10 protein-coding genes are annotated in these 13,671 nt (G+C 66.3%); 6 read left to right on the forward strand and 4 right to left on the reverse strand.

Annotation, left to right across the window (positions count from 1 at the left end; translation table 11 throughout):
- Nucleotides 1-64: 64 nt before the first annotated feature.
- From ACZ522_RS02865 to katG, 4 genes are all read left to right on the forward strand, one after another.
- Complete coding sequence (locus tag ACZ522_RS02865; RefSeq protein ID WP_379695031.1) at nt 65-823, forward strand: IclR family transcriptional regulator; 759 nt, start codon at nt 65-67, stop codon at nt 821-823.
- Between the two features lie 680 nt (nt 824-1,503).
- Entirely contained in the window at nt 1,504-2,865 is a 1,362-nt protein-coding gene (locus ACZ522_RS02870; protein ID WP_379695029.1) for an NAD-dependent succinate-semialdehyde dehydrogenase, read from the forward strand.
- Nucleotides 2,862-4,442, forward strand: coding sequence for an acetolactate synthase large subunit (locus ACZ522_RS02875; protein WP_379695027.1), 1,581 nt, complete (start codon nt 2,862-2,864; stop codon nt 4,440-4,442). Before ACZ522_RS02870 ends, ACZ522_RS02875 begins: the two co-directional genes overlap by 4 nt.
- A 471-nt stretch (nt 4,443-4,913) precedes the next feature.
- The gene (gene katG / locus ACZ522_RS02880; protein ID WP_379695024.1) at nt 4,914-7,052 is read left to right on the forward strand and encodes a catalase/peroxidase HPI; all 2,139 of its coding nucleotides are present in this window, start codon (nt 4,914-4,916) and stop codon (nt 7,050-7,052) included.
- A gap of 161 nt (nt 7,053-7,213) precedes the next feature.
- On the opposite strand, the gene ACZ522_RS02885 is transcribed toward katG, so the two are convergent.
- Nucleotides 7,214-8,230 carry a zinc-dependent alcohol dehydrogenase family protein gene (locus ACZ522_RS02885; protein WP_379695022.1) on the reverse strand — a complete coding sequence of 339 codons (1,017 nt, stop codon included), beginning with the start codon at nt 8,228-8,230 and terminating at the stop codon, nt 7,214-7,216.
- 91 nt (nt 8,231-8,321) lie between these two features.
- Here ACZ522_RS02885 and ACZ522_RS02890 point away from each other — a divergent pair, with 91 nt between their 5' ends.
- The gene (locus ACZ522_RS02890; RefSeq protein WP_379695020.1) at nt 8,322-8,474 is read left to right on the forward strand and encodes a hypothetical protein; all 153 of its coding nucleotides are present in this window, start codon (nt 8,322-8,324) and stop codon (nt 8,472-8,474) included.
- Nucleotides 8,475-8,509: 35 nt separating this feature from the next.
- Nucleotides 8,510-8,785, forward strand: coding sequence for a hypothetical protein (locus tag ACZ522_RS02895; protein ID WP_379695018.1), 276 nt, complete (start codon nt 8,510-8,512; stop codon nt 8,783-8,785).
- A gap of 40 nt (nt 8,786-8,825) precedes the next feature.
- Here ACZ522_RS02895 and ACZ522_RS02900 read toward each other — a convergent pair whose 3' ends face one another.
- From ACZ522_RS02900 to ACZ522_RS02910, 3 genes are all read right to left on the reverse strand, one after another.
- Entirely contained in the window at nt 8,826-10,436 is a 1,611-nt protein-coding gene (locus ACZ522_RS02900) for a hypothetical protein (protein WP_379695016.1), read from the reverse strand.
- Nucleotides 10,433-11,212, reverse strand: a complete 780-nt coding sequence (locus tag ACZ522_RS02905) for an ABC transporter ATP-binding protein (protein ID WP_379695014.1) — start codon at nt 11,210-11,212, stop codon at nt 10,433-10,435. The genes ACZ522_RS02900 and ACZ522_RS02905 overlap by 4 nt, the downstream gene beginning before the upstream one ends.
- Before the next feature lie 286 nt (nt 11,213-11,498).
- Nucleotides 11,499-13,280, reverse strand: a complete 1,782-nt coding sequence (locus tag ACZ522_RS02910) for a hypothetical protein (RefSeq protein WP_379695012.1) — start codon at nt 13,278-13,280, stop codon at nt 11,499-11,501.
- Nucleotides 13,281-13,671: the final 391 nt, after the last annotated feature.

Below are 13,671 nucleotides of genomic sequence, written 5' to 3' on the forward strand. Positions count from 1 at the left end.
TCAGATCCCTCCGAATGTTTACTGATAGCGAACGACTTTTCCGCGCCTGCGCCGAGATACCGCCATGGCCGACGAACAGATTCGGATCAAATCGATCGCCACCTGCTTTCAGATCTTAGAGCAGATTCAGACGGACGGGAGCGCGGGCATCAGCGAACTCGCCCGGGAGGTCGGTCTCTCGAAGAGCGCCGTCTACAAGCACGTCCAGACCCTCTCTCGACTCGGCTACCTGGTCCGAGAGGGCGACGAGTACCACCTGAGCCTCCAGTTTCTCATGCTGGGAACGGAGGCCCGCAAACGGCTTCCGCTCACCGTCGCCGAGAGAGTGGTGACCGAACTCGCGGAGACGACGGGCCACACCACGAACTTTATCGCGCGCGAGAACGACCGCGGCATCTACGCGCTTCGGGTCGAACCGGAGGGGATGGCCTCCGAGGAACGGTTGGAGGGGAAGGTGGCTCCGCTTCACGCCACCGCCGGCGGGAAGTCGATATTCGCCTACCTCGACGACGACGAACGCGACGAGATGATCGAGCGGACGGGGTTGGCGGCGTTCACGGAGAAGACGATAACGGACCGAACGGTCCTCAAAGAGGAGTTGCAGTCGATACGCGACAAGCGAGTCGCGTTCGACCGCGAGGAGTTCATCGAAGGCGTCCAGTGCGTGGCGTCGCCGGTTCTCGCCAGCGACCACTCGCCCGTCGGGTCGGTGAGCGTCACGGGCGACATCGAAATCATGTCCGGAAAGCGGTTGGAGGAGGAGGTGGTCGGACTCGTCGTCTCCGCCGCGAAGACCATCGAGAAGGAAGTTCGCACCGCCTGAATCGTTCGCCGACGGAGAACGGTGTTCGACCGGTTCCGAGAGACGCACCTCGTTCGTCCCTCCGCCGCGTTTGGGAGTCATTGAGCCACCCGAGAGGAGGGAGACGGCCGGGTCGTACGGGGTCGCTGTTCACCGATGGTTAACGGAAGGCGGTATTCGGACGGGACTCGAAGCAGAACGTCACCGCGTTCTATTACGCTCCTACATCTGTAACGACCGGGCGATCAGATGCGGTCCAGAGGACGAACGGGCCGGGGCGTCCCCAGCGGAGGCGGTGCAGTATTGTACGTTGTCCACATCTAAGTGGAACTCGAATGATAGATCCATAAGTACATATTCTGCCTCAGAGAGGCAGAGAAGTATACCGCGACACGGCAGTTCTCCGCATTTTCACCGTATTTCTCGGCAATTTATTCCGCTTTCCGCTCTGAAAAGCGGTTCGACGCAGGTTGTCGTCGTTCCGCCGGATATCCTTCGTAGTGGTCGTTTTCGCGGGTCTCTAATTCATCACCGTCACCGCGAACTTCGTCGCCGTTGACGAGGAGACGTTAGAAGTTCGAATCTCGTGCAATTCTACCGGGCGACGGGGATACGACCGAAACGGAGACTGTCCGCTCTGCGGTATTTATTACGATAGTACGAGATGGAAGTTAAGCGCGTCGAGCCGGAACTACTCGGGGATGGACGTCGTCAATCCCGCGACCGGAGAGGAGGTAGAGACGTACGAGACACAGACGGAGGAGGACGTGGACGACGCCCTCGGGAGGGCGACGGACGCGTTCGACGACTGGCGGGAGCGCCCGCTACGCGAACGCGAGGAGTTGCTGGAGGCGGCTGGCGAGGTGCTTCGGGAGAACAAGCGCGAGTACGCCGAGACGATGACCCGCGAGATGGGCAAGCCCATCACGCAGGCGGTGTCGGAAGTCGAGAAGTGCGCGTGGGCGTGCGACCACTACGCGGAACACGCCAGCGCGTACCTCGAACCCGAACACCACCCGAGTCCGTCGGGTTCGACGGTCAAGACCGTCTACGAACCCATCGGGCCGGTGCTGGCGGTCATGCCGTGGAACTTCCCCTTCTGGCAGGTGTTCAGGTTCGCGGCGCCGTACGTGACGGCGGGCAACGTCGGCCTGTTGAAGCACGCCTCGAACGTGCCGGGGTGCGCGAAGGCCATAGAGGAGGTGTTCCGCGAGGCAGGGTACCCGGAGGACGTCTTCCAGTCGCTCCTGATTCCCTCGGACCTCGTGGACGACATCGTCGAAGACGACCGAGTTCGCGCGGCGACGCTCACCGGAAGCGGACCGGCGGGCCGCGCAGTCGCCGCCGCCGCCGGGGAGAACCTGAAGAAGACCGTCCTCGAACTCGGCGGGAGCGACCCCTACGTCGTCTTGGACGACGCCGACCTCGACGACGCCGTCGAAACCGGCGCGTGGGCCCGCAACCAGAACGGCGGCCAGTCCTGCATCGCCGCCAAGCGCTTCGTCGTCCACGAGGCCGTCTACGACGAGTTCCTCGACCGGTTCGTCGAGGAGATAGACTCCTACGTCGTCGGCGATCCGACGGACGAGGAGACTGACGTCGGCCCGCAGGCGAAGGAGAGTCTGTTGGAGGACCTCCACGAACAGGTCGAGGAGAGCGTCGAAGCCGGTGCGAACGTCGCCCTCGGCGGCGAACCGATGGACCGAGAGGGGGCGTACTACCCGCCGACCGTCCTGACCGACGTGCCCGAGGGGTGCCCCGCCGACACCGAGGAGATGTTCGGTCCGGTCGCCACCGTCTACGAGGTGTCGGACGAGGAGGAGGCGGTCGAGAAGGCCAACGACACCCAGTTCGGCCTCGGCGCGAGCGTCTGGACCGAGGACCGCGAACGCGGAGAACGCCTCGCCCGCCGGATAAACGCCGGGTGCGTCTACGTCAACCAGCTGGTGAAGTCCGACCCCCGCGTGCCGTTCGGCGGGGTCAAGGAGTCGGGCTACGGGCGCGAGCTCTCCGAGGTCGGAATCAAGGAGTTCCTCAACGAGAAGACGGTGTGGGTCGAATGAAGGCGTCCGACCTGTTCGTCGAGTGTCTGGAACGCGAGGGCGTCGAACACGTCTTCGGCATCCCCGGCGAGGAGACGGAGGACCTCCTGTTTTCGCTCCGCGACTCGGACGTGACGTTCGTCCCGGTTCGGCACGAACAGGGGGCCGCGTTCATGGCCGACGTCCACGGCCGGTTGACGGGCGAGGCGGGCGTCTGCCTCTCGACGCTCGGTCCGGGCGCGACCAACCTGCTCACGGGCGTCGCCGACGCCCACCGCGACAAGAGTCCGCTGGTGGCCGTCACCGCCCAGGGCGGACTCGAACGACTCCACAAGGAGAGCCACCAGGCCATCAACGTCGTCAGAATCTACGAGTCGGTGACGAAGTGGAACACCCAACTGGACGACCCGGACATCATCCACGAGTCGGTCCGCAAGGCGTTCAAAGTCGCCGAGTACGAGAAACCCGGCGCGACCCACCTCGAACTCCCCGAGGACGTGGCGGCCGAGGAGACGGAGGCGCGTCCGCTTCCCGTCCGGGAGGACGTTCGCTTCGCCGCCCCCGACGCGGACACGCTAGACCGCGTGAAGGAGTTGCTCCGGGAGGCGGACCGACCGCTGATAATCGCCGGCAACGGCGCGGTTCGGACGCACGCGGCGTCGCAGCTTCGCGAGTTGGTGCGCGTCACCGACCTCCCGGTCGCTTCGACGTACATGGGCAAAGGCGCGGTGTCGGACGCCGACGAGCACTCGCTGATGACGCTCGATTCGGGCGCGGACGGCGAGGCGGCCAGCGCCATCGAACAGGCGGACCTCGTGCTCACGGTTGGCTACGACATCGCCGAGCACGACCCGGCGAAGTGGGGGCGGAGCGACACCCCCGTCGTCCACGTCGACACCGAACCGGCGGAGGTGTACGAGGCGTACAACCCCGCCGTCGAGGTGGTCGCCGACATCGGCCGAACGCTCGAAGCGCTGACCGAGTGGTGCGGGGCGAGCGAGCTGGGGTTCGACCCCGAGTGGTACGCCGACCTGCGCGAACGCATCGTCGAGGACGTGGCCGCCGAACCCTCCGACGCCGCACCCTTCTCCGTCCAGGGGGTTCTGCCCGTCCTGCGGGAGGCGATGGACCCGGAGGACGTTCTCCTCTCCGACGTGGGGAGTCACAAGATGGCGATAGCGCAGAACTTCCCGACGTACGAACCGAACACCTGCATCGTCTCGAACGGCCTCGCCTCGATGGGGATCTCGGTCCCCGGCGGCGTCGCCGCTGACCTCGCGACGGACGGGAACGTCGTCGCCGCGACGGGCGACGGCGGCTTTCTGATGAACGCCGCCGAACTCGAGACGGCGACCCGAATCGGCTGCGAGTTCACCGTCGTCGTCTTCGTGGACGACGACTACGGCCTCATCTCCGAGAAGCAACGTGACCACACCGGCGAGGCGTTCGGGACGGGGTTGTCGAACCCCGACTTGGTCACCTTCGCCGAGAGCTTCGGAATCGACGGCTACCGCCCGCAGTCGCGGGCTGAACTCCGAGAGGCCGTCGAGGAGGCGGTCGGCAGCGACATGTCGTTGATAGCGGTCGAAGTCGAGTAGGCGGACGTGCCGCGGCCGATCGAGACGGGTCGGGGCGTCCGTTCGGCCGCGGTTCCGGTCCGAATGGGGACGTGAGCGAGTGCGGGGCACGGAGTACACCTGTGATCAGCCCAGACCTCCCGGTTCGACTACTCAAACTATCGCTCCGTTCACGTCGTTCGGCATCTACTTTCCTCACGATTCGAGGAGCGGAATAACTATCGCGAGACACATCCGACTCGACCGAGATACCGCTAACGATGTAGGTTCGGCCGGTATCTCCGTATATCCCCGATACACAGCTGATTCTCTCGGCGTCGTCGCCGTGTCCGCACGTTACGCTCGGTGAGAACTCGGTTGTCATTTGCTAAAGATAATTTTAGGAGCCCCGAACTCCTCTTTCTTAGTGAAGACAATTAGAACTGTGAGACGAAGAATTATCGTAGAGTTCATAAGCGATACTCGTACATTTCGAACTAGGAGAGATAACTGATGTCTGAAAACAAACGCAAGCGCAATCACGAGTGGTGGCCGAACAAGCTGAAGTTAGACGTCCTCGACCAGAACGCCGAGAACGTCGGTCCGTACGGCGAGGACTTCGACTACGCCGAGGAGTTCCAGACGCTCGACCTCGACGAGGTGAAGGCGGACCTGAAGGACCTGATGACGACGTCGCAGGACTGGTGGCCCGCCGACTACGGCCACTATGGGCCGCTCTTCATCCGCATGGCGTGGCACAGCGCCGGTACGTACCGCACGGTGGACGGCCGCGGCGGCGCGTCCGGCGGGAACCAGCGCTTCGCGCCCCTCAACAGCTGGCCCGACAACGTGAGCCTCGACAAGGCTCGCCGTCTGTTGGAGCCGATAAAGCAGAAGTACGGCCGCAAGCTCTCGTGGGCCGATCTGATCGTCCTCGCCGGGAACACCGCCCTCGAATCGATGGGGATGGAGACGCTCGGCTGGGCCGGCGGGCGCGAGGACGAGTTCGAGCCCGACGAGGCCGTCTACTGGGGCCCCGAGACGGAGTGGGAAGCGCCGCAGGACGAACGCTTCGACGAGGACGGCGAGCTCGACGAACCGCTCGGTGCCACCGTGATGGGCCTCATCTACGTGGACCCCGAGGGGCCGAACGGTAATCCGGACCCGCTCGCGTCGGCGGAGAACATCCGGAAGGCGTTCGGCCGCATGGCGATGAGCGACGAGGAGACGGCCGCGCTCATCGCCGGCGGACACACGTTCGGCAAGTCCCACGGTGCCTCCGACGGGGACCTCGGCCCCGAGCCCGAAGCGTCTCCGATCGAGGACCAGGGTCTCGGCTGGACCGACTCCGGCAAGGGCCCCGACACGACCACCAGCGGCATCGAGGGCGCGTGGAACGCCTGGCCGACGATGTGGGACACCTCCTACCTCGACAACCTGCTCGACTACGAGTGGGAGCTGACGGAGAGTCCCGCCGGGGCGAAGCAGTGGGAGCCGGTCGATGAGGAGGCGCACGACACCGTGCCGGACGCCCACGACCCGTCGAAGAAGCACGCCCCCATGATGATGACGTCGGACCTCGCTCTCAAGCGGGATCCGGAGTTCCGCGAGATAATCGAGCGCTTCCGCGAGGACCCGAAGGAGTTCCAAGCGGCCTTCGCGCGGGCGTGGTTCAAACTCATCCACCGCGACATGGGTCCGAAGGAACGGTTCCTCGGTCCGGACGTCCCCGAGGAGACGTTCATCTGGCAGGACCCCCTCCCGGACGCCGACTACGACCTCATCGGAGAGGAGGAGGCCGCCGAGCTCAAGGAAGAAATCCTCGATTCGGACCTCTCCGTCTCTCAACTCGTCAAGACCGCCTGGGCGGCGGCGTCGACGTACCGCGACAGCGACAAGCGCGGCGGCGCGAACGGCGCTCACATCCGCCTCGAACCCCAGAAGAGCTGGGAGGTCAACGAGCCCGCGCAGCTGGAGACGGTGCTTTCGACCTACGAAGCGATTCAGGAGGAGTTCAACGGCTCGCGGTCCGACGACGTGCGCGTCTCGCTCGCCGACCTCATCGTGCTGGGCGGTAACGCGGCCGTCGAGAAGGCCGCGGAGGACGCCGGGTACGATATCGATATCCCGTTCGAGCCCGGCCGCACCGACGCCACGCAGGAGCAGACCGACGAGGAGTCGTTCGAGGTGCTCAAGCCGAAGGTCGACGGGTTCCGCAACTACTTCAGCGGCGCGTACGACCAGCCCGCGGAGGACCTGCTGGTCGACCACGCCGACCTACTCGACCTGACGGCGTCCGAGATGACGGTCCTGGTCGGCGGCATGCGCGCGCTGGGCGCGAACTACCAGGACTCCGATCTCGGCGTCTTCACCGACCGGCCGGGGACGTTGACCAACGACTTCTTCGTGAACCTGACCGACATGGGCTACGAGTGGGAGGAGGCCTCGGAGTCCGGAGAGGTCTACGAACTGGTCGACCGCGAGACGGGCGACGTCGAGTGGAAGGGCTCCCGAGTCGACCTCATCTTCGGGGCGAACTCCCGACTTCGCGCCATCTCGAACGTCTACGCGGGCGAAGAGGAGAAGTTCGTGCGCGATTTCGCGGACACGTGGAGCAAGGTGATGAAGCTCGACCGCTTCGACCTCGAGTAATCTCGTCCGAGAGCCTCCGTTTCGGACGCGACCGTCGGTCGCCGTTCGAAACGGCTCGCTCGTAAGTCCCGCGGCGACGTTACCCGGCGCGCCCCCCGTCTGCGGCGCGCCGCTTTTCCTTCTCGGCCGGTGCGTTCCGCTTCGGTCGGACCGGAGGCCGACTACTCGACCGAGACGACGACTTTCCCTTGGTGTTCGCCTCGTTCGACGTACCGATAGGCGTCTCGCACCCCGTCGAAGTCGAACACGCGGTCGATCACGGGTTCCATCTCCTCGGCCGCCATGGCGGCGAGCATCCGGTCGAACATCTTCCGACTGCCGACGCCCATCAGACCCTCGACGTCGAGCGACTTCAGGAGAATCGGCGCGGGGTTCACGTTCCCCTCGGGACCGGCGAGGACGCCGATGAGGTGGACGTGGCCGCCGATCCCCGCCGCCTGCAACGACCGTTCGAGCGTTCCGGGGCCGCCGACTTCGACGACGTGGTCCGCGCCGCCCGTTCGTTCCTGAACGACGTCCCCCCACTCGGGCGTCTCCTCGTAGTTTATCGTCTCGTCGGCGCCGAGTTCGCGGGCGCGGGCGAGCTTCTCGTCGCTGGAGGAGGTGACCACCACCCGCGCGCCGCGCATTGAGGCGAACTGGAGGGCGAACGTCGAGACGCCGCCGGTGCCGAGTGCGAGAACCGTCTCGTCGGCCCGGAGGTTCCCGTTCTCGATCAGTGCGCGCCACGCGGTGAGGCCGGCACACGAGAGCGTCGCCCCCTCCTCGTAGGAGAGGTAGTCGGGCAGGACCGGGAGGCTCTCGGCGGGGAACGTGACGTACTGCGCCAACGCCCCGTCGACGTTCCCGCCAGTCGTCCGCGTCGCCTTCTCCTGCGCGAACGGCCCGTCGACCCAGTCGGGCGCGAACGGCGTCGCCACCCGGTCGCCCTCGGAGAGGCGGTCCACGTCCTCGCCGACTTCGACCACCTCGCCCGCCCCGTCGGAGAGCGGGATCACCGGCAGACTCGTACCGGGGTAGGTGAGTTCGGGGTTCGCAATCGCCAAATCGCGGTAGTTCAGCGAACACGCGTGAATTCGGACGAGTGCTTCGTCCGCATCCGGCGTTGGTCGGTCGCGTTCGACTTCGACGACGCCCCCGTAGTCGGCGTCGGGTTCTCGGACTTCGTATGCCTGCATAGTCACCTCAAATGGAGGTCGCACCGCCACTTCCGTCCTCTGCTCGGCCGCGTATTGGCCGCCTCTCGCCGACGGACGCGGGTGGACGCTGTTGGGCGTCGTCGTCCTCGGACTCGCGAACCATCTGCTCGGGAACGTCCCCCTCGTCGGTCCGGTGGGAAGCGCACTCGGAGGCGCACTTCACGCCGGAGCGGTCGCCGTCTTCCTCCGGGAGAGCGAGGTTAGGAGCGCTGTAACCGGGTGAGAACGGTCGTAACGGCCGCGGTAATTGCGGTCGGAATGTTCCCTCACGTTCCGTCCTCGAATCCCGCCCCGCGACCGCTCTCGAAGCGTATACGGTATCCAACCGTACGCCGAGGTACGGTCCCCCTGTTCGTTTCCGGACTGCCGGGCGGTCCCGAACTCGTCGTCCCCCTCCTGATGCTGACGATGTACGTCGTACTGCCCGTCTTGGGTATCATCGTGTACAACTTCTTGGACGGTAAGCGCGGCTACGAGGAGCGGATTACGCGCCTCGAACGGCGAGTGACCGAACTTGAAGGCGAAGGGGAGTAAGCCCGCCCCGAACGCCGACGAGTTCGAACGCGTTCGCCGGTCAGTCGAACGTGTAGTCGCGGTACCGTCGAACCGCGTACCGGTACGACCCGTACGAGACGCCGCACGTCAACAGGAGGTACGCGCCGACGCCCACGACCAACGCGGGAGTCGCGGCGAGGTGACCGGCGAGCGTGAACCAGAGGGTGACCAAGCCGACGGTCGTGCCGCCGCCGACGACGAACAGGTACGTCATCATCACGAGCGTCGAGGGGACGACGGTTTCTGCGCCCCAGAACTCGCGCTCCTCGTAGACGGGGTACGCCGCGCCGACGCCGACGGCGAACGCGGCGGCGGCGAGACACAGTCCGACGCCGGCCACCGCGAAGGCGAGTGCGTACGCCGGGGGCGCACCGACGGCGACGGACGCGAGGGGGACGAGAACCGCCACGGGGACGCCGACCGTGAGACCGGCGAGCATCCGACCGTGAACGAGCGTCCGCGTCGGCGTCCTCGTGAGCAACAACAGGGGTAACTGCGGCCGGTCGTCGCCGAGGGGGTTCAGCCCGAACGCCGCGCCGGCGAGGTACGTCCCGAGTCCGACGCCGACCCCGGCCGCCAACGGTCCGAGGGCGTCGCCGGAGAACGGAACGAACGCGCCGCCGACCGGTCCGAGGAAGAACACCGCCATCAGGAGGTGGTTGAGTTCCCGCGGGTTTCGGACGGTGCGGACGAGCGTTCCCCACGCGACGCGAGCGGATTTCGGTCGCGCGAACGGGCGCGGCGGAGCGAACCCCCCGGAGGAGGAACTCGTCCGTCGTGTCCGCTCCCGGCGGGGGGCGTCCGAGAGCCACAGTTCGGACGCCTGCCGGGAGGCGACGGCCAATCCGACGGGGGTCAGCGCGACCAGTCCCGCGAGGACCGCCACCGCCTCGGGCGACACTGGTCGGGAGAGCGGCGTTCCGAGGAACGCGAGGGCGACGTAGTCGGTCAGCGGTTCGAACGCGACCGCGGAGAGTAGTCCCTCGACGGAGACGTTCTCCTCGGCGACGTACCGGCCGGCGAACTGCGACCCCACGACGAGGACGACGAGAGCGAGGACGCCGCCGGCCTTCATGACGCGGCGGACGCCCGGCAGTCGCCGCAGGACGCGCAGGACGACGATACCGAGGGCGTAGCCCCAAACGGCGGCCCAACAGACGAGCGGAAGTAAGACGAGCGCCGCCGTCACGACGAGCGACGGCGACCCGAGTCCGAACGCGAACGCGACGGCGAGAGCCGTCACGGGGACGCCGAGCCAGACGGCGAGTCGCCGGACTTCCGCGCCGATGAGGCCGACGACGACGGCCCGCGGGTGGACGGCGGTCAACAGCAGTTCCTCGGCTTCGATGCCGCCGATGCGTTCCAGCGTCCGGAGGGTCGCGAGGAGGAGAAACCCCGCGGGGAGCAACACCGCGCCGGGGGCGAGGAACGGAACCGCCGCGACCGACCGAGCGGTTCGGCCGGCGAGGTAGGCGGCGGGGAGCGAGAGGAGGAGTTGCACCGCGAAGAACAGGACGGCGAAGCCGACTCCGAGGAGGCGGCGGTTGTTTCCGAGGATCTGCCTGACGCTCCGGCGGAACTCCGCGCGCGCGATGCGCATCCCGTGGCGGACGTCTCGTCGGAGACTCATTCTTCGGCCCCGGCCGGCCGAGGGCCGTCTCGGTCGCCGGTGATTTCGAGGAAGGCGTCTTCGAGCGACGCGTTCTCGCCCGCCTCGGCGCGGGACGTCACCATCTCGGGCGACCCCTCGGCGACGACTCGACCGTCGAAGAGGACGCCCACCTCGTCGGCGACCGCTTCCACGATAGAGAGGATGTGCGTCGAGAGGAACACCGTCGCGCCGGAGTCGGCGAACTCGACGACGAACTCGCGGATGCGCCGGACGGCCTTCGGGTCGAGTCCGGCGGTGGGTTCGTCCAAGAACAGGACGTCCGGGTCGTGTAGGACGCTCTGTGCGAAGGCGGTCTTCTGCCGCATCCCCTTCGAATAGGTGCCGATGCGCCGGTCGGCGTCGGCGGTCAGGTCGAACTGGTCGAGGGACTCCTCGATGCGACGGCGGGCGTCCTCGCGCGGCACGTCCCGGAGGTCGGCGACGTATTCGAGCTGTTCGCGGGCGCTGAACTCCTCGTACAGGGGCGGCGTCTCGGGGAGGTAGCCGACGAGGGGGGCGAGTTCGCGCCGGTCGGTCGAGGGGACGCCGCAGACGCGGACGGTGCCCGACGACGGCCGGGAGAGGCCGGTCAAAAGCCGCATCGTGGTCGTCTTCCCCGCGCCGTTCGGCCCGAGGAACCCGTAGACGGTTCCGCTCGGAATCGACAGCGACACGCCGTCGAGAGCGACCGCCGAACTGTACGTCTTTCGCAGGTCCGTCGCCTCGATGGCGGCGTCAGCGGTAGTGGAGGGCATAGAGCGGAAGTCCGTTTCGAACGACGTTCCCTAACTGTTACGGATCTGAGATGAACCCTCGTCGGCGTCGGCCGCCGCGTCGTCGCCCGTGAAGGCGACGCCGTAGACGAGGGAAACGACCCAGCGAGCGATCCGAGTACCGCACGGGGAGAGGGCCCGGAGGGCGACATCGACCGCTACGTCTCCGCGTTCGGACGTGAAATCGCCCGGAATCAATCACGACCGAGGAATCGAACGACGGGAAGCGCCCGTTACGCCAGAGAAGAAGTACGTCGGGCGGTCTCCGTTAGATGCGGAGGAGCCGACCGAACAGGGCCTTGACCTGGTCGAACAACCCGCTCAGGCCGCCCCTCGACCGGTCCGTGCTCGCCGTCGCCGTGGCCGTCTCTTCCGTCGCCTCGGTCGTCGAATTCGGAGTCGCCGTCTCCTCCGGGGCCGGCGTCACCTCGGCAGTCGCCGGCTGAGCGGTTTCGGACGCGGACGACGGCGTTTCGGTCGCCGTAGACGTAGCGTTCCGCGTCGGCGTAGACGTAGCGTTCTGCGTCGGCGTCGAAGTGGCGGCCGCGTCCGTCCGCTCCGACGTCGAGGAGGAGGAATCTGCCGACGAAGACGAATCCGCCGATGTCGAGGAAGACGAGTCAGCCGACGAGGACGAATCCGACGAGGACGAGGAAGACGAATCAGCCGACGACGAGTCCGTCGAGTCTCCCGCGTCCGTCTGCGACGAATCCGACCCCGCGGTTTCTGTCGTGGTCGCCGTCTCCGTCGGGTCCGCCGTCTCGGTCGAAGCCGGAGTCTGCGTCGAGTCCGAGGGTGTCCGGGTCGGAGTCGAAGCCGGGGTAGACGTCGAAGTCTGAGTCGCGTTGGTGTCGTCCTCCGTGGGTTCCGTCGCGTCCACCGTCAGGTCGTACTCGGTGAAGCCGACGTTGAACTCACGCCCCGTGTCCGGTCTCGCCACGCGGATGTAGTAGGTCCCGGCGTCCGTAATCCGGGCGGACTGCTCCGCCTCGAACGTGCCGCCCCCGCCGTACGCGAACGTCTCGTTCGTCGCGCTCATATCGGACGGTTCCACCGTTCCGATCGGACGTCCGTCGGCGGTGTAGATCTGGAGCCCGAAGTCACCCTGATAGAGGGCGTGGACGGACAGCTCCGCGGAGACGTTCAGGTTACCTTCCCCCGCCTCGACGGCGTACCAATCGACGTCGTCCGAGCGCGTGAGAATACTGGTCGTGTTCCCGTTCGCACCGATTGCGGCCGCCTGCGACCGACCTTGGTTCGGTTCGGACGCCTCCTGACTGCGGGTGTAGGCGGTCACCTCCGCGTAGTTGTCGGAGGAGGAGGTTATCGCGATGTAGTAGGGACCCGAGTAGTCCGCGATCGTTCCCTCCATGGTGGTGTCGGGGCCTCGCGTGATGGACCGTATCCGCTGGCCGTCCTTGTCGTAGAGTATCGCCTGTCGCATGCCGCCGCCCGCGACAACGCCGACGGCCTCTCCCTTCTCCGCTTCGAGGGAGTAGACGCCGTCGATGTCGTCGCCGGACACTTGCTGACCGGATTCGATTTTCTGCACGTCGCCGAACGCCCGGGTCACCGTGACGTTGACCGTGTCGCTGACGGACTGGCCCGTGTCGTCGGTCGCGGTCACCGTGACCGTGTAGTTACCGGGGACGACGACCGAATCGAACTGGAGGGCCGTCCCGTCGTCGGACTCCTGAGAGTAGGTGCCGTCGATGTCGTGGTTCCACGAGTAACTGACGTATCCGGTCCCCCCGGTCGATTCCGCTTCGAATCGGGGTTTCTCGCCTATCTTGACCGTCCTATCGGAACCGAGAGAGATGTCGAAAGAGTCCGCCCCCGCGGAGCCGTCCGAGGCGGCCGTTTCCGTCTCCTGCGTCTCGTTCGTCTGGGCGGTGTCCACCGTCGTCACCTGAGCGCTCGAAGTCGCCGCTCCGCCTTCGGTTGTCACCGCCGCGGACGCACCGGCGACGGGGAGCGAAACGGCGGACAGGACGACCAGTGCGGCCACCAGTAGCGGGACGAGCGCCCCCGAGAAGGGCGAGCGTGTCATCGTGAACCTCCGGTGGAGACGGACCGGTCAGCGTCCGCCCCCGCCGTCGCCGAGAAACCCGCCCGAGCGGGGTCGGTCTCCGCGGCGTCGTCCGGCGTTTCTCCGACGGCGCCCCGGCCGAAAGACGCCGACATATTGGGAAAGAGGAAATTCAGCATAGTCGTTTGGAGGTGCCTCATACCCGCCATGTCTACAGTATCGGTTAAAATCACTATCGGTGATACTCAGATCCTGACACATTCATGGATTCTAACTAATTACCGATTCCATTCCTCTATCCGTCGAAAGTGCAGGATACCGTGTCTGTAGCCGGAGGTGACCGGTTCGAAATCCGTCGTGTTGCGACGCAGATACCGGAACATATTCCCGATTCTTGCGACAGCGCGATTCG

The organism is Halopelagius fulvigenes (genome assembly GCF_055398025.1).

Coding starts and splice junctions, on each gene's coding strand:
- ACZ522_RS02905 (WP_379695014.1), bottom strand. CDS start 11,212: ATGCCCTCCACTACCGCTGACGCCGCCATCGAGGCGACGGACCTGCGA.
- ACZ522_RS02885 (WP_379695022.1), bottom strand. CDS start 8,230: ATGCAGGCATACGAAGTCCGAGAACCCGACGCCGACTACGGGGGCGTC.
- katG (WP_379695024.1), top strand. CDS start 4,914: ATGTCTGAAAACAAACGCAAGCGCAATCACGAGTGGTGGCCGAACAAG.
- ACZ522_RS02870 (WP_379695029.1), top strand. CDS start 1,504: ATGGACGTCGTCAATCCCGCGACCGGAGAGGAGGTAGAGACGTACGAG.
- ACZ522_RS02910 (WP_379695012.1), bottom strand. CDS start 13,280: ATGACACGCTCGCCCTTCTCGGGGGCGCTCGTCCCGCTACTGGTGGCC.
- ACZ522_RS02895 (WP_379695018.1), top strand. CDS start 8,510: ATGTTCCCTCACGTTCCGTCCTCGAATCCCGCCCCGCGACCGCTCTCG.
- ACZ522_RS02875 (WP_379695027.1), top strand. CDS start 2,862: ATGAAGGCGTCCGACCTGTTCGTCGAGTGTCTGGAACGCGAGGGCGTC.
- ACZ522_RS02865 (WP_379695031.1), top strand. CDS start 65: ATGGCCGACGAACAGATTCGGATCAAATCGATCGCCACCTGCTTTCAG.
- ACZ522_RS02900 (WP_379695016.1), bottom strand. CDS start 10,436: ATGAGTCTCCGACGAGACGTCCGCCACGGGATGCGCATCGCGCGCGCG.